The sequence below is a fragment of the Paraburkholderia metrosideri genome, assembly GCF_904848625.1.
GTDB lineage: Bacteria > Pseudomonadota > Gammaproteobacteria > Burkholderiales > Burkholderiaceae > Paraburkholderia > Paraburkholderia metrosideri.
The window spans coordinates 35,761-50,382 of the sequence record NZ_CAJHCP010000013.1 but is presented as its reverse complement, the minus strand read 5'-3'; the positions used below and the strand labels follow the sequence as shown (position 1 = coordinate 50,382).

At 57.5% G+C, this 14,622-nt stretch carries 13 protein-coding genes and 1 pseudogene; 8 read left to right on the top strand and 6 right to left on the bottom strand.

Translation table 11 applies throughout. The features are described 5' to 3' along the window. The first annotated feature begins 583 nt into the window (after positions 1–583). A complete protein-coding gene (locus tag LMG28727_RS26205) occupies positions 584–2,038 on the top strand; it encodes an ApeA N-terminal domain 1-containing protein (RefSeq protein WP_201645212.1) in 1,455 nt (484 codons plus the stop codon). A 1,297-nt stretch (positions 2,039–3,335) separates the two neighbouring features. On the opposite strand, the gene LMG28727_RS26200 is transcribed toward LMG28727_RS26205, so the two are convergent. The 5 genes from LMG28727_RS26200 to LMG28727_RS26180 form a co-directional block, all read right to left on the bottom strand. Further along, the gene (locus LMG28727_RS26200; protein WP_201645211.1) at positions 3,336–3,824 is read right to left on the bottom strand and encodes an alpha/beta hydrolase; all 489 of its coding nucleotides are present in this window, start codon (positions 3,822–3,824) and stop codon (positions 3,336–3,338) included. Continuing rightward, on the bottom strand, positions 3,731–3,925 hold the full coding sequence (locus tag LMG28727_RS26195) for a hypothetical protein (RefSeq protein WP_201645422.1): 195 nt from the start codon (positions 3,923–3,925) through the stop codon (positions 3,731–3,733). The genes LMG28727_RS26200 and LMG28727_RS26195 overlap by 94 nt, the downstream gene beginning before the upstream one ends. A 6-nt stretch (positions 3,926–3,931) precedes the next feature. After that, entirely contained in the window at positions 3,932–4,498 is a 567-nt protein-coding gene (locus LMG28727_RS26190) for a methylated-DNA--[protein]-cysteine S-methyltransferase (protein WP_201645210.1), read from the bottom strand. 86 nt (positions 4,499–4,584) lie between these two features. After that, positions 4,585–5,082, bottom strand: coding sequence for an RbsD/FucU family protein (locus LMG28727_RS26185; RefSeq protein ID WP_201645209.1), 498 nt, complete (start codon positions 5,080–5,082; stop codon positions 4,585–4,587). 255 nt (positions 5,083–5,337) lie between these two features. Continuing rightward, a complete protein-coding gene (locus tag LMG28727_RS26180) occupies positions 5,338–6,312 on the bottom strand; it encodes an AraC family transcriptional regulator (protein WP_201645208.1) in 975 nt (324 codons plus the stop codon). A 507-nt stretch (positions 6,313–6,819) separates the two neighbouring features. On the opposite strand from LMG28727_RS26180, the gene LMG28727_RS26175 reads away from it, so the two are divergent. The 7 genes and pseudogenes from LMG28727_RS26175 to LMG28727_RS26145 all read left to right on the top strand — a co-directional run bounded on the left by LMG28727_RS26175 (position 6,820) and on the right by LMG28727_RS26145 (position 12,324). Then, complete coding sequence (locus LMG28727_RS26175; protein WP_201645207.1) at positions 6,820–7,449, top strand: alpha-ketoglutarate-dependent dioxygenase AlkB; 630 nt, start codon at positions 6,820–6,822, stop codon at positions 7,447–7,449. A gap of 252 nt (positions 7,450–7,701) precedes the next feature. After that, positions 7,702–8,241 carry a methylated-DNA--[protein]-cysteine S-methyltransferase gene (locus tag LMG28727_RS26170; RefSeq protein ID WP_201645206.1) on the top strand — a complete coding sequence of 180 codons (540 nt, stop codon included), beginning with the start codon at positions 7,702–7,704 and terminating at the stop codon, positions 8,239–8,241. Then, on the top strand, positions 8,241–9,653 hold the full coding sequence (locus tag LMG28727_RS26165) for a DNA-3-methyladenine glycosylase 2 (RefSeq protein WP_201645205.1): 1,413 nt from the start codon (positions 8,241–8,243) through the stop codon (positions 9,651–9,653). The genes LMG28727_RS26170 and LMG28727_RS26165 overlap by 1 nt, the downstream gene beginning before the upstream one ends. A gap of 146 nt (positions 9,654–9,799) precedes the next feature. After that, complete coding sequence (locus tag LMG28727_RS26160) at positions 9,800–10,186, top strand: RidA family protein (RefSeq protein ID WP_201645204.1); 387 nt, start codon at positions 9,800–9,802, stop codon at positions 10,184–10,186. Positions 10,187–10,199: 13 nt separating this feature from the next. Next, a complete protein-coding gene (locus tag LMG28727_RS26155; protein WP_201645203.1) occupies positions 10,200–10,418 on the top strand; it encodes a hypothetical protein in 219 nt (72 codons plus the stop codon). Positions 10,419–10,705: 287 nt separating this feature from the next. Continuing rightward, positions 10,706–11,344, top strand: coding sequence for a hypothetical protein (locus LMG28727_RS26150; RefSeq protein ID WP_201645202.1), 639 nt, complete (start codon positions 10,706–10,708; stop codon positions 11,342–11,344). A gap of 170 nt (positions 11,345–11,514) precedes the next feature. Next, positions 11,515–12,324, top strand: a pseudogene (locus LMG28727_RS26145) (isocitrate lyase/PEP mutase family protein). A 197-nt stretch (positions 12,325–12,521) separates the two neighbouring features. Here LMG28727_RS26145 and LMG28727_RS26140 read toward each other — a convergent pair. Further along, positions 12,522–14,522, bottom strand: coding sequence for an FUSC family protein (locus LMG28727_RS26140; protein ID WP_201645201.1), 2,001 nt, complete (start codon positions 14,520–14,522; stop codon positions 12,522–12,524). Positions 14,523–14,622: the final 100 nt, after the last annotated feature.

Sequence of the window (14,622 nt, the reverse complement as noted above, 5' to 3'; positions counted from 1 at the left end):
GCGCATTATGGAGTGCTTCTCGGAAACTCGTTGCGCAGCAGGGCAGCTCAGACTGCGTCGGCCCGCGTTCCCCTTTGGAGGAACCATGGTAGATGTCCACTTGAGCGGGGCGATCACATGGTGGTTGAAGCGATGACACGACATACTTCATCGGACCGAGTGCGGCCAAGAAGCGTCGTTCACATGCGTCGTCTATCGGACGTTCAGGCGTCGGCTACGCACCGTAACCGGCCATCCAATTGTAGCGGACGGACGCTCGCTCGGTCATTCCGCTAACTATCGCTCGACGGCAGATGAACAGCGTAGAGCCGACATTGTCGTAGCCTACCGTGCTTTACTCTGAAACGAATAGGTCAAGCCCACGACGCGGAGCAACCCACCTCTCTGGCCGTCAGTCGGTGGTTCCACTTTTCGGTGATTGGCACTTCTCGGCAAAAGTGAAGGAAACACGCTCTAGTTTGAGTAAAACACGGGCTGACGCTAACATCTAAATAATTTTTGCATGGCGATTGACCTGTCATGGAAGTGGTGGTGTTAGCAAGCGAAATCGAAAGGCTTCTGACTTCGGGAGAAGGATTCGGGCATGACGACGATGGAAGAATTGGAACTGGACGAGCCGGGGTATTTTTGGTGGCGTGATGAAGCGTATCCTGCCGACCACTTTGCGTCTGAGAATGGTGTCACTGGTCGCCTCAAAATTAAGAAGAGCGGTGAGATTAATCTTGAGCTTGATAGCGTACTCCCGCGTAAGGACGCAGGTCACGGAATAACCCGTGTGTTGGGACGGAAAAAAGGTGAGGAGACGCCTCGAGCTATTCAAGGCATTTTGAAGACTTCGGGAAGACGGGTCATCTTAGTCGATGCCGTCTACAGTGGCGGTCAATTTCACTCACACCGTTTCACGTGGGAGCGGTATCTTGCAACGATGTGTTTGTTGGGGGAGACGGACTTCCCAAGCAACAGGACTATTCCGACTTTCTCAAAAATCGAACTAAATCTTACCGGCCTAGAAAACTGGCTGGTCCACGGCACGCTGAAATATTCATCTACGAGGCGAACATTTCGTGTTCGCCTTGATGAATATAGGGGACCGGTATATCAAACACCTTTTGGTCGGCTCGCTTTTGAGAAACGCACTGAGGTCGATGGTCTGGATGGAATGCATCACTTTAAGGCATCGGTTCGTGAGCTGATGACTTTGACGCTTCGGCGGTCTCGGTCATTTCAAGTGGAAGAAGTCAGAGAGGAGTTCGTTCATCTTCAAGACCTGTTCACGGTGCTTAGTGGGTCAAGCTATCAACTGAAGTGGCCCAGTGTAGTTTTGTCCAAAGGCAAACGAATCTACACCCTCATCTTTAGGAGGGTTGGTGGGATCGCCAAAGCTCCAGAACTACATGAGCTGCCTCTTAAATTTGATGCGATCAAATCTCAATTTGGTGACATCTACAGTGCTTGGAGGGAGAAACGCGAAGCATTCGGCCCTGGGTTCTTCTACTATCTTTCCACCAAGCGCGACGCAAAGATGTATGTGGAAAACCACTTCAGCAATCTTATCCAAGGTCTTGAGTCATTCCATCGCACTAAGTATGGTGATAAACCGGTGACCGGTGCCTTGCAGGAAAAGATAGACCGTATCGTGGCACAAGTCGGGAAATCTGATGATAGGCGGTGGATCAGAGGGAAGCTAGTGCATGCCTGTGAGCCTAGCTTAGCTGAGCGACTGAGTGAACTATTCACCGCACTACCCATCGGAATAGATCATGATCTGCTGAAGACGTTTGCCACGACATGCGCCCATCTGAGAAACGATATAGCTCATTATGGCGGACTGAGATCACGCACGGCGTCTGCCTCATTCCTACGTGACACGAGTCTCAAAAATGAGGTTGTTGGATACTTGTATCACATGACCTTGCTCAACGAAATTGGTCTATCCGGTCATGCAATCAAGGTGTGGGCGGGAGAGAATCTTGCGGGAATGGTATATCGGCACTATCTCGTTGCAATTGGCTTTCTTAAGCCTGCGGGGACGAAGTAGCTATGGTTGATCAAGACCGTATTGATGCTGTCTTTTGCTGCTGACGAGCGAGCATGGTGGCTCAACTGAGAAGAGGATGACCGAGAAAAAATTGGTGGTTCCTAGGCCGCCGGTATGCCTTCGTCCTATTGAAGCAAGGCCCTCAGTAGAAGATGAGAAGCCCCGATGTGGGGCTTTTTTGTTGCTCTCATTTTGCCCGAGTTTTACGGAACTGCTTAGACTTGCGAACACGATCTGGCCGCTTCTGGCGACGCAAGTATGCATCACCTCTGGCTTGCCGATCACGGCCATCGTAGTTGTTGGCCGGAAACGCGATCCCGATCGCCCTCTGTTGAAACATGAGCAGACACCGGAGCTTCGTGGCTCAATGCCCGCTGAGGCCGAACCGCTGCCACCGAAAAGCGTGTGTGGCTGACCGGAACACTCAGTTAGCCGCCGTTGAACCCCAGACAAAGCGACCGGCAGTTGTGGGTCGGAAGTGTGAGTTCGCTGATGCAGAAAGCTGCCGTTCCGTTGTGTGGTGCCGTGACCGTCTGCTATCCGGCTTATTGCTGACGTAGAACCCGACCTCCCCCAATGTCGGCAAAGGCCGAACTGCCGCCCCCGAGAAGCCGGCTTCGATGGCCGGCCCACTCCGTTACCTGCCGTTAAACCATTAACAGAGCGACGACCGGCCGCTCAGGGTCGACAAACATCCGGCCTGACACAATCTTTGTGAGCGCCTCATGCAATAACCCTCGAAGCGTGTTCGGCCAGGAACCGCCGGTCGCACTCGTCGTCGCTCGGACGTCCGGGGATCTGCGATACGCCGCAAACGTACGGACCGAATCCCTTTATCGTCAATGACCGCCGCGGCGATAAGAGAGACAATCCCGAGAAAATCTAGTTGTGAAAAGCTCCGCATCACTCCATTAGTGGACGTCGGCAACAACGGCAGGTCGCGTATTTGGAGCTTCTCTCGCTCACTGGTCATTCCGACCCTCGCCTGAGCTTGCGCTTGAGAAAATCCACCTGGACCGCAATCATTTCTTCGAATGGCTCGCCGTGATAGGTAGCCAGGTGATCAGGCTTGACCACGGCAAATTCTGCGCCGGGCTTGACGGTGCCGAAATTGACCCGGTGCTCTTCCAGTGTCCCGGTTATGGGATCCTGTTCGGCGGCGATATAGAGTAGCTTCGTCGGGTCGATCTTGGCAAATGGAAGAACGATTGCAAGGTGAAATTGTTTTCCCAGGGCGTGCCGGCCGCATTCGAGATTTCAACGCCGCGTGTGATGAAATCCAGCGCAGGCTCACTGGTCAAGAATGTACGCTCACTTTCTTCGCCGCGGGCGTTTGCCTTTGAGGTAGGCCAAAGGGTACGTAGGTCGGCTGCGGATTCGCCGAAGCGACTTGCGCTTCACGGTCCTTCCAGACCTGTTGCAGTAGGCCGGGAGGGAAGTTCGCTGCGTCATAGGCACCTGACTGAAACGGCATGTTCAAGACGATTGCGGCAACGCGTGGCTCGTCGGCGCCGGCAATCATCGCGGCGCCACCGGAATGGCCGATCCCCCACAGGCAAATCTTGTTGCGGTCGACACCGGGAAGATTCATCGCTGCCGTAATGGCGTCGTGATAGTCGGCGGCCTGCTGCATGGTGTTGGTCTCATGCCGGGGCGAACCATCGCTCGAACCGAACCCGCGATGGTCGTAGATCAGGCAAGAGAAGCCGCTTCGACAAACTTGCGCGCATAGTTCTGCAGGTAGTGCTCCTTCAGGAGCGACAACCCTTGCGTCATTACGATGCAAGGAACGCCATCGCCCGCGGCCTTGAAGAAGTCACCGCGCAACGTGACATTGTCGATCGTTTTGAACTCTACTCGTGTGCGCCGAAGGTGACCGCGCGGCATGGAACATCAGCTTTCATCGGTGATCAGATCTTTGCGCGTGAGCGGCGCTGGCATCTGTTCTCGATGACCACTGTGCTTCTTCATTGACAACTCTGGCTGGCCTTCAATGGAGAGCAAGGTCTGTTTGGCGTTCAAGCCGCCCGCGAAGCCGGTTAGTTCACCCTGCGTGCCGATGACACGGTGGCAAGGGGTGACGATAGCGATGGGATTCTTGCCGTTGGCCGCGCCGACGGCACGGGCTGCCTTGGCATTGCCCAGTTGCTCTGCAAGTTCTGCGTAAGTCCGCGTCTCGCCAAAAGGAATGCCAAGTAAAGCTTCCCAGACCTTTTTCTGAAAATCGGTGCCGGAAAAATCCAGCTCTAGATCGAAATGCGTGCGTTGGCCGCTGAAGTACTCTCTGAGTTGCCTCGCGGCCTTTACCAGGATCGGACGCTTGGGGTCTTCCGTCATGGGCCCCAAGCGCACGCGACCGTCTTTCTCGGCTTCCCAGAGAATCGCCGCCAGGCGATTCTCGTTGGCAACGAGCTTGAGCATCCCGATGGGGGAGTCGATCACTTTGTAGAAATGAGCCATTGCTGGGTTCCTTGATGTTCCGTTCGAATTTCCGCTACCGGGAACACAGTTGCGTCGTTTCTGTCTGTTGAGCCGCAGCAGGAGAGTTAGACGGTGTAGCTGGCGATATGGGCGTTGCCCCTGTCCGCCGGCGCATCGGGAGTGACAATCAGCCCCTTCTTGAAGATGAAGCAACCCCACCCGCGGGTTTCGCCGGTGATGATCACGGCGTAGGTCTTGTTCGCGCGCTCGTAATATTCCTTGCGGGGGAGAGTGGTCATCTTCAGCGGCTTGCCGAAGGCTGCGTCAATTTCCCTTTGCACTTCCACCTGAACGCTCGGAAGTTCGTCCGGCGCGTTGTCGACCATCATGCGTTCGGCCGGATTCGGCACGAACTCGTCCAATGGAAACACGGAAAGGATCGCCTTCACGGCAGGGCCGGAATCGGCGCCGTCCAGATGCAACGGTTTGCCGACGACAGACGCACGACCGGCCGTATCCGCGGAATAGTGCGCATCGACGACGGCGATTTCGTCACCGTGGCTCATTGAAGACAGCGCGTGGAGTAGATCGGGGGTCAGGAGGGGGTCTACGTTCTTCAGCATTTTGTTTCCTTCACAAGGGTTACGCCAAGCCAGCTGCCGACTGCGCGGGTATCGCGGGATACTTGTCGCAAGCGCTAGCGGTGCGATGACTTTAAGTCCGTACATAGTGCAGAAAATCTCAAATACCGGTCCGCGGGTCCATATGCGCGGCATCGCCGAAAGAAGACGAAAGGACGTCTCGCTCCCAGGAAAGGGAGCACAGCTAGATCGAAGAGTTTTTGGCGGCTGCGCGTCCGCCTGAAGAAAAACCGGCGGTTAGCCAGCTGACTTTTTTGGGGGGAGCGCGGCTTCCCGATAAGCGCTTGGATCTACGCCGTAGAGTTTCTTGAACATGCGCACGAAACTGCTGCGGCTCTCGTATCCCGCGTTGGCCACGACGGCTTCGATGCTGTGACTACCGGCCATTAATTGTGCCGCTGCCTGGCGCATGCGCAGGTCGCGCAACACGGCCATTGGCGATTTTCCAACGATGCTGGAGAAGCGCGCCATGAAGGCCGAGCGGCTCAAGAACGCGCTCTCGGCCAGGCTTTCGACTGTGTGGTTGGCACCGGGATTACCCACCATCATGGAAAAGACGCGTGCGACCTTCGGGTCACTCAAGAGCGCAAAACGCTCGACCCAGGTGTTGATCGACGTGAGCGAACGGCGCAGCAACGCGACGACCACCTGCTTGAGAAGCGCCGAACTCATTGCACCGGCGCCGATCTCCTGGTTGAGAAGTTCGTCAACAGCGGAGTTGAGCTTGTCGTAGAGGCGATCCGCAACCGTGAACTGTTCAACGATGGGCTCGTTCAACCCTTCGAACAAGCCGGTTGAAGACCCGTATTGCGCCCGAAAGTACCCGCAAATCATCACCATTTCGGGCTCGTCGGCATTGTCGCCCGCGCGGAAACGCCGGATGCCTTCGCTTGTCGTCACGTTTTTGCTACCGTCGACACTGATCACGGGCCTGGCGGAGTCCCCTGTGTTCGATTCGAGAATAAACGGGGTGTGAGGAGGTACGACAATCAGGGTATGCGGTTCGACATCGATCTTCGGCGCGCCGTTGAACGACATCCGGCCGCTGCCTTTCAAAATGTAGTGGATGCCGGGTGCCTCGTGCCCTCCCAACTCCAGCCTGTATCCCTCGTTGACGACGCACTCGGAGAGCGCCACTACCTCGACGTCCAGAAGCGCCATCAGGTTGTTCAAATCCGGGGGCGAGATACGGGAGACGGGAGGCGCTTTCATTGCTCTTTATTCCTTACGGGTGCAAATGGGTCATTGATCAGCAAAAAATTTTAGTCGTCTTGCGTGCGTCCGGCTGTCCGGTTTTTGTGTCCAATCGTCCGGAACTTGCCAAGCTTACCTCTCATTTGCAATACATACGGCTGTGTGGACGGAGAAGTACCCACGCCGGACTTGAAGATACCCGCTGTGAAAAGTCACTGACGACTTTCCGCCGCCATCATGCTTTCCGTGGTGGAGTTGTGTTCTAAATGCGCTTTGCGTGTGACAACAACACATTCCCCTAAAAAGCTAACACGAGAAGCGTGCGCTCCCTCCTGGATCGAGAAGTCCTGAAATTGAGTCCAAGGAGCTTTCCCCGCTGGGCATCCTGGAAGATGTCTGGTTTGGACGATTGGACACATAAAACGGCTTCCTCCCGGCGAGTCCCCGGATAAGCTCTGAGGTGGTGAAACGGGAGTACAGAATCAAGTGCGAATAGGTGACGAACGGAACGTGGAGCTTATGCACATGCAACAAGATCTATTTGAGGCCGCGGAATCGCTGACGACTGGGAATTTCGATTTCAGGTCGGCCAAGCGGCAAGCGTTAGACGCTCATTCCTGGATTGAAGTCGTCCCTGGGTGGATGTCGGGCTCGCGGACGCTTCTCGATCGACTTGTCACGTCGGTCGCATGGGAACAACGCGATCGCCGTATGTTCGAGCAGGTGTTTCGTGAACCCCGGCTAACTGGAGAATACCGGGATGTTCGGGAGGCGCCGGAAAAAGTGCTGGTCGACGCGTGTCAGGCATTGTCCAAGCACTATGGAGTCCGCTACGACGGCCTGTGGATGAACTTCTATCGCGACGGACAGGACAGCACCAGCTGGCATCGAGACACTATTTCACGTCATTGTTCTGAGACGATTGTTCCCGTACTGACGCTCGGAGCAACCCGCCGCTTTCTGATCAAACCGAGGGCAGGGGGCAAGTCAATTGTGTTCAGGCCGGCATCTGGTGATTTGATCGTCATGGGAGGCCGGGCACAGACGGATTGGGTGCACAGCGTGCCCAAGGAATCTGATGGCGGCGAACGCAGAATTAGTATCAACTTTCAGAGCTCGGCTCAGACGTCTGGGAAGCCGTCAGGTATGAGATAAGCATTCGCGTGAACTGACGGGTCGAGTGCAAGACAATGAGCAGTCCAGGTGTTCAATGTGCGCTGCCCGTTTCCAGGTTGCGACACTCTCTTTCGGGCTGGATGTAGCAACGTGCGTCACAGTCCAGGAAACGCGCCCTTGAGTCTCGATTCGTGGCCTGGCCATGGCGCTTCAAAATGCAAACTCTATACTCGAGTCACAGTCTGTCTTTCATTGCGAGAGCGGCATTTCCGAGTCACATAGGAGTCAACCATGAACACGGTCAAGAACAGGTTCACGAAGAGCTACTACTACAAGGACGTCACTTCCGCGATCGGCGGGCTACGGTTAGTCGCCAGCGATGACGGCCTTGCCGCTATCCTATGGGAGAAGGAAAAAACCGACGCAAAGCGCATTCCGCTGAACATCGTCGGCGAAGACAACGAGCATCCGATTCTCGTGCAGACCGAGCGCCAGTTGGCCGAATATTTTTCCGGCCAGCGCAAGACATTCGACGTCAAGATGGATTTCGCTGGTACGGACTTCCAGAACAAGGTTTGGGAAGCTCTGCTCAGGATCCCGTTCGGCGAAACCCGCACTTACGGAGAAATCGCCACGCAGATCGGCAACCCGAAGAGCGTACGGGCCGTCGGTGGTGCCAGTAACAAGAATCCGATCGCGATCATCGCACCCTGTCACCGTGTGATCGGCGCCTCCGGTGACCTGACCGGTTTTGCCGGCGGCCTGAAGGCAAAAGAGCAATTGCTGGCCCTGGAAGGTTTCAAGGGGATCCGGCATGGGGCTAGCGCCTGATGCCGTCCGCCACGCCTGCCTGGAACAAAGCGCTGGCCCGTAAGGGGCAGCTGGATGGGAAATTCTTGATTGGCTACATGAAGGCGGGCACTTACAGCCTGCCTTCCTGTACGGTCCGCGCAACGAAGGGTGAAGACGTCCAGCTTTTCACGACCGAGACCTCTGCGAAGAACGCCGGTCTGCGACCTTGCAAGGTTTGCCGCCCCGACCGCTTCCATGACGGAGAAAAGGCGAGCCTGACGCTTTTTCAAGACCTCCTGCGCGGCTTCTCGGCCAGTCCCACCGAATTTACCTCAGTGGCCGACCTGATACAGCGCGCCAATCTTCCGGTCGATCAACTAGAAGATCTTTATCGCGACCACGCGCACATGACTGCTGCGCAGTGGTTGCGCCGCGTTCAAGCCCGCCACGCAGCCAAAGCGATAACTGCCGGGTCGCCGCCGGAGATCGCGGGTGCAGACGCTGGTTTTTCTTCGAGGAAAGTATTCGAGGAAGCGTTTGTCGCGGAGTACGCGATGCTGCCGTCCGACTACGGCAATCTGAACGCCAAAAAGGGGTTTGCGTTGCATCTTCCAACATCCTATCGCCCGCAGGAGGCAGTCGGTTACCACGGGCGCGACGTGCAAAGCCCGAGTGAACGGGCGGAAGGGCAGCGGATCTGGAAGGCGTTGCACACCGCGGATGGTCCCGCCATCATCGAGATTGCCATCGGTGCCGGTCGCGCGACGGTAAAAGTCGCGACCGAAAAGAACCTTGGCCGCGAGAGCATGGCCTTTCTGCAACAGTCTGCGCTACGGATGCTGGGATTGTCCAACGACATCTCGGCATTCGAGCAGCGCCATCCCGAGATCGTCAAAACGCGCAGGGGATTGCGCGTCCCACTCCTGCCGAGCGCCTTCGATGCCCTTTGCTGGGCCATCACGGGTCAGCAGATCAATCTCACGTTCGCCGCCGCGCTGCGACGCGACATGATCAACCTGGCGGGTGAAAAAATCTACGACATGCGGGTGCATCCCACGGCCGAACAATTGGCCCACCTGGGAATCGAGCCGCTCCGCAAGATCCGCTATTCCGGCTCCAAAGCCAACTACGTGATCTCGGCGGCCGAGCAGATCGCGGGCGGTCACTTGGACATCGAGGGCTTACTCGACGGCTCGGCTGTTGCAGCGCAGGATGCTTTGGTCGCGCAGAAAGGCATTGGAATCTGGACGGCGCGCTACGTGATGATGCGCACCGGATTCGCCGACGCAGCGCCGGTCGGAGACAGTGGCCTGGCGACCGCGCTACAGCGTCTTTACCCGTCCGAAGCGCGTCCAGACGCGGAGGAAGCGGGTCGGTTGATGTTCAGGTTCAGCCCGCACCGTAGTCTTGCCAGCATGCACCTGTGGGCCTCCCTGTCTGACGGGAAATAGCCGTGTGAGCGCGCAGGGTTCTCGCGCCCGTGCAGAAAGTCCTCGGCCGGTGCTCAGGCATCCCGAAAACGACACCGTCCATTTCCTTCCAGTCCTGAGAGGTCAACAATGAGTCTGTCACCTACCTCTACTGAAAGGAAACGATCATGGCACACACCACCGTTGACGTCGGCATTTCCCGCCACATTTTCAAGTACAGCGATGCGCTGATCATCGAGCCGAATCAGCGTTGGCTCATCACTTCCGGCACCCCAGGCATGGACAAGAACGGCAACTTGCCTGAAGGCATCGAAGCTCAGACCCGCCTCGCCTGGGGCAGCATCCTGGAGGCCCTGGAAAAGGCCGGCATGGGTCCGCAAAACATCGTCAAAGTCGTCTCGACTCTGATCAACAAGGAAGACATCCAGACCTATGGTCGCGTGCGCGCGGAAATTCTCGGCGACGTGCGACCGACTTTCATGTTGTCCGTCGTGAACCAGATGGTCAAACCTGAAATCCTGGTCGAAGTCGAAGTCTTCGCGGCGGGGACGTAAAAGGGACTCACACATGTTCGAGCCGCGTTTCCCACTGCTGTCATACGACGCACTGACGTCTGAGCAGCGGACCATTCACGATCGCTTGTCGAGGGGGCCGCGTGGTGGCGTCAGCGGTCCTTTCCGGGCCTGGTTGTATTCGCCAAAGCTGGCCAATGGCCTGATGGAGGTGGGTAACTATCTGCGTTTCGATAGCCCCCTGACGAAGCGCATGATCGAACACACGATCTGACTGGTCGCCTTCGAATGGGAGGCAAATTTTGTCTTCACGCATCACGCGCCACTGACTATTGCGGAAGGCCTGTCGAAAGAAGTCGTGGAGCACATCCGCATGGGTCGCCGACCGCCTTACGCGCGAGAAGAGGATTTCGCGGTGCACGACTTCGTGCGGTGCTTGCTGAAAGGCGGCGAGATCGACAGCGAGACCTGGGACCGGAGCGCTGCTGTCCTCTCGCCTGAGACCATGGTTGATCTGATCGGGCTTACCCGCAGGCCTTTTCCATTCGAGGAGAACATCTTATGAGACCGGTCCGTACTGTTCGTGGTCTGGAGAACCTGGGCCGCACCCGTCTGTCGCGCAATTTCTTTATGCGCGAATTCATGTTCAGCGAAATTGCGGCCATCAACGGGTTTCCGAACCTTCCAGACAATCCTGATCTTGCTGTCACTGCAGGTCGGCATCTTTGCGAACTATTGCTGGAGCCTTTGCAGGCGACATTTGGCCGGATCTCTCTACGCTCCGGATACCGGGCACCCGAGGTGAATGAGTTCGGAAATCTCCATGACCTGAGTTGTGCGACCAAAGAACGTGACCGCGCGCGCCACATCTGGGATCAGCGCGATGCTGCCGGTCATTTTGGCGCGATGGCCACGATTGTCATGCCCTGGTTCGTCGACAAACTGGCCGAGGGGAAACAGTGGCAATCGCTTGCATGGTGGATCCATGATCACCTGCCCTACAGCGAGCTGCAGTTCTTCCCGAAAATTGGCGCCTTCAACATCGCCTGGAATGAGATGCCGGTCCGTTCCATTTACAGCTGGGTGAAGCCGCGTGGCTTGCTGACTCGTCCCGGATACGAGAACCATGAGGGCGACCACAGTGACCAATATGAAGGGTTTCCTCAGTTAGCCAAATATGACGCCATGTATGTGAGATGACCGCGTTATCGGTGAGCCGGGTAAGCCGCGAAAGCCAGCCGGAAATGGACAGAAGGCGACATTTTGCGGACCTTCTGCAAGACCATGAAGAACAAACTGCTTATCACCGGTCACCCTTAACTGACTTCCCACCCCGCTGTTGACTTACGCCACCTCACGAGGAAAAGACAATGAGCAAACTCGACAAGGTCTTCGCCGACCTTCATAAAGGGCCTTCGATCCTGAACCTGCCGAATGCCTGGGATGCGGGTAGCGCGCGCATCTTTGAAGCGCAAGGTGCCAAGGCAATTGCCACCACCGGCGCGGGAGTAGTCTAGGCTCTGGGTTATCCCGATGGAAATCTGGCACCGGCCAGGTTACAGGCTGAGGTGGCTGCCACCATCACCCGTGTGATCCGCGTACCGCTGTCGATCGATTTCGAAGCTGGCTATTCCGATGACCCCAAAAAAGTCGCGGAGAATATCAAACCAATCCTGGACGCCGGCGTCGTCGGCATCAATATCGAAGACGGTCAGGACGCTCCCTCGGTGCTGGCAGCGAAAATCGAAGCGGTGCGGGCTGCTGCGGAAAAGGCAGGCATCGACCTCTGGATCAATGCGCGTTCCGACGTCTATCTGCAACAACTGGTCGATGAGCCGAAGCGTGCCGAAGAATCGATCAAGCGCGCCGAACTGTATGGCAAAGCGGGCGCCAGCAGTATCTTCCTGCCAGCACTGACCGATGCCAGGGACATCAGAACCGTGGTCAAGGGTTCACCGATCCCGACCGCCCTCATGGCATGGCCCGGCCTGGCCGATTCCGCCGAACTGCAAAAGCTGGGCGTCGTGCGTTTGTCCTCCGGCTCCGGCATTCCGCAGATAATCTGGAACCACGCGGCGCGACTGGCCAAGGCGTTTGTTGAAAAGGGCGAGTCCGGCCCGATGGGGGGCGACTACATGGCCCACAGCGAGCTGCAAAGCTTGTTCGCCGAGCGTACGTAAGCCGGTATAGTCCCGCGGCACGGGGTGATTACCTCGGCCGGGGGTTGCTTTTGCTCGTGATTTCCAGCGAATTTGAGCGGTCAATTCTGCATCGACATCTACGTGTGGCGCACGTCGAACTCAACGCGCATCGTGCCTTCTGGTTAACCGTCTACGTGCAGGACAAGCCCCGCGCGGCCTTCCTCAAACAGAACCCGCTAGCGCTCCGTACGGGCTCTCACATAACGATCAAATGCGGTTGTGAGATGCTGGACCGCCTGTTCGAGGTCATCTGCGGGCGCTTCCGAAGACGGTGTCAGTTGCATCGATTCTGTCGACGTCAAGGCATCTATCAGCCTGGCGGTCATCTGATCGTAACGATTGGCTCTCTCCTGATCGTGTGCGTCCGGTTTGCCGTTGCGAAGGACTTCGATCACCGCGGCGGCGCCGCACACCATCCGCGTCGCGACGGTCAGATTCTGCAGTTGGTCGAGCCGCGCCGATCGCCGCTGGCCCTCCAGGAGCATACGTTCTCTCGTCACTTCGAGCCGCGAGCTGGCCAGACCTGCTTCGCGTTGAAGTTGATCGAGCGCGCCGGTCGATCCTCCTGACATTCTGAGCGCGGCGGACGCGAACGCCATGTTCGCTGAAATCGCGGCGGAGATCGCGGCATTCAGCGCGCTGCTCTCTTTTGTCGGCCAGAGAAGAAAGCTCGCCGCGACGCCGACGCAGGCACCCACGAATTCATTGGTCAGGCGAGCGACAATCAGTCCCTGTGCCGGATGGATGAAATCGGACATCAGCATGAACATTGGCGTCAGGAAGACAACGAATAGCCCATAGTTCACCAACCTCAATGCGACGGTCACCGCAGCCAGCAGCAAGATGGCGAATGTCACGGCGACCGGACTGGACAGGCTTGTCAGAAGAACCGCGGCAATCATTCCGCCGATGAGGCTGCCGCATGCACGCTCCAGCACGCGCAACCATGTATTGGCAGAAAGCGGCTGGGTCACGACGATTGCAGCAATCGCGCCCCAGTACGCAAACGTGACACTGAGCGATGTGCCGATCATGAAAGCGAGCACCGATGCGACAGCTACTCGCAGCGCGTGGACCCAAACCAGCCTTTCGATCTTGAGCGCGCTGGGGGCGGCAGGTGAGGGCGTCGCGGAGTCCATTGCGAGCGCATATCGACGGTCTGCCAGATGAGCGATGGCCCGTGCCGCGAGGGCAACGGCGCTTGCTACCGGGCCCGTACGTCCAGCCGTCTGCTGCAACAGCGCGTGTGCCAGTGCTATCAACTGATCGGGAATCGGTCGTTCTCGCTGTGCGTGCGCGACCACGTTTTGCAGCAACTGTCGCAGCGCGGGGAGCAATGGCTGCGATCCATCGACATTGTCGATAGCTATTGCCGCGTTACGTCGGACATGACCGATTGCGATCAGCGCGGAAAACACTCTGCCTGCGGCATCGACACCCGGGCCAAGATCGGGACCGGTGCGAACATCGTGCGCCGCCAATGCCCTGCCGCGCTCGATCGCCATGCGCACCCCGCGCCTATGAACGGTATCGAACTCGATCCAGCGCTGAACGTCCATTCCCGGCCGCGAATCCAGCGACTCCAGAAAGCCGGCCATGTCTGCGAGCCGGCCGAAGATCGTCGCGAGCGTGAAGCCCGCGGACTGCGGGAACGGGATCGGCCAGAGGACGATGCAAAACAGCATGGTCCAAGCTGACCCGAGCAGAAAATAGCCGCCGTGAGCAAGTGCAGCGGCAAGCGGCTCAGGCGACGCAATGCCGATCACGACTGCGAGCGAGGCAATCAACCCCGCCTGCGCCGGCATGGGCCCGAGTGACGGCTTGTAAGACCGTGTTAGTCCACAAAGGAAAACCAGCACAAACAGGGAGACGATACTGACGGCAAAGCCCCAATGCGCGGCATACGACGCCAGCGGCATGACGACCACGCCCATGGCCGTAAAAATGGCCATCGCCTTCAGGCGCTGTGAGCGCGAACCTTGCGGATCGCAGAGACAGTTCCAGAACGCCGCCACGGCGCCGAACGCGATATCCGAGCGACCGAGCATCGCCGCGGCACAGAGCATGGGCGCCATCGCAAGCGCGGCGTGCATCCCTTCTGCGATCCCGATGCGCTCAGGCGTGATAGCGAATACATGACCTTCCGCCCGCACGGTGCGACGGCTTACGAGGGACACGAACTTGCCTATTATTGTCATAGCGTCTTCGCTGGTCGCGAATGTCGATTGCTAAAGATAAGGCCCAAGAATGGGCGCGTTCGGGAGACGCAGTCAGCGC

Excerpts from the sequence above, each read along its gene's own strand:
- LMG28727_RS26205 (WP_201645212.1), top strand. The coding sequence starts at position 584 with ATGACGACGATGGAAGAATTGGAACTGGACGAGCCGGGGTATTTTTGG.
- LMG28727_RS26195 (WP_201645422.1), bottom strand. The coding sequence starts at position 3,925 with ATGCCGCGCGGTCACCTTCGGCGCACACGAGTAGAGTTCAAAACGATC.
- LMG28727_RS26190 (WP_201645210.1), bottom strand. The coding sequence starts at position 4,498 with ATGGCTCATTTCTACAAAGTGATCGACTCCCCCATCGGGATGCTCAAG.
- LMG28727_RS26185 (WP_201645209.1), bottom strand. The coding sequence starts at position 5,082 with ATGCTGAAGAACGTAGACCCCCTCCTGACCCCCGATCTACTCCACGCG.
- LMG28727_RS26180 (WP_201645208.1), bottom strand. The coding sequence starts at position 6,312 with ATGAAAGCGCCTCCCGTCTCCCGTATCTCGCCCCCGGATTTGAACAAC.
- LMG28727_RS26175 (WP_201645207.1), top strand. The coding sequence starts at position 6,820 with ATGCAACAAGATCTATTTGAGGCCGCGGAATCGCTGACGACTGGGAAT.
- LMG28727_RS26170 (WP_201645206.1), top strand. The coding sequence starts at position 7,702 with ATGAACACGGTCAAGAACAGGTTCACGAAGAGCTACTACTACAAGGAC.
- LMG28727_RS26165 (WP_201645205.1), top strand. The coding sequence starts at position 8,241 with ATGCCGTCCGCCACGCCTGCCTGGAACAAAGCGCTGGCCCGTAAGGGG.
- LMG28727_RS26160 (WP_201645204.1), top strand. The coding sequence starts at position 9,800 with ATGGCACACACCACCGTTGACGTCGGCATTTCCCGCCACATTTTCAAG.
- LMG28727_RS26155 (WP_201645203.1), top strand. The coding sequence starts at position 10,200 with ATGTTCGAGCCGCGTTTCCCACTGCTGTCATACGACGCACTGACGTCT.
- LMG28727_RS26150 (WP_201645202.1), top strand. The coding sequence starts at position 10,706 with ATGAGACCGGTCCGTACTGTTCGTGGTCTGGAGAACCTGGGCCGCACC.